Consider the following 508-nt stretch of genomic DNA (forward strand, 5'->3'; position numbering starts at 1 on the left):
CTGGAACTTCCACCCGAATATGAGGAATGCGAAGAGGAGGAATCCAACCGTGATCCAGAGCTGCTCAATAACCTTAAATCAATATCTGAACTCAATCCCGTTAAATCAATGGTCGCGGTGCCAGGGTGTTGCGCAACAAACGTATAAAAATCATTTTCCCCAGCATAACCTGTAATGCTGGCATCTCCATTACTGTCTAGTGAAACCGCAGTGGCTCCCGTTCGAGAGTTACCCGCATCACCACCACTGATAGTGGTACCGTTAACTATATCATTAACAGCAGCGACTGTATTGATACTCAGATTATAATCTGAGGTATTGTTGTCATAAGGATCGACCTTCACGTAATAGGTCTCTCCTGAGGTAAGATTATAGGATACCGATTCACTGGAACTTCCACCCGAATATGAGGAATGCGAAGAGGAGGAATCCAACCGTGATCCAGAGCTGCTCAATAACCTTAAATCAATATCTGAACTCAATCCCGTTAAATCAATGGTCGCGGTGC

At 44.7% G+C, this 508-nt stretch carries 1 protein-coding gene; it reads right to left on the reverse strand.

Features of this window, described 5'->3' with window-relative positions; genetic code table 11:
- Nucleotides 1-508: pre-peptidase C-terminal domain-containing protein (locus JWG39_RS16095; protein WP_205220453.1), on the reverse strand; the 508-nt coding region annotated here is incomplete at both ends.

Source organism: Desulforhopalus vacuolatus (assembly GCF_016918505.1).
Taxonomy (GTDB): Bacteria; Desulfobacterota; Desulfobulbia; order Desulfobulbales; family Desulfocapsaceae; genus Desulforhopalus; species Desulforhopalus vacuolatus.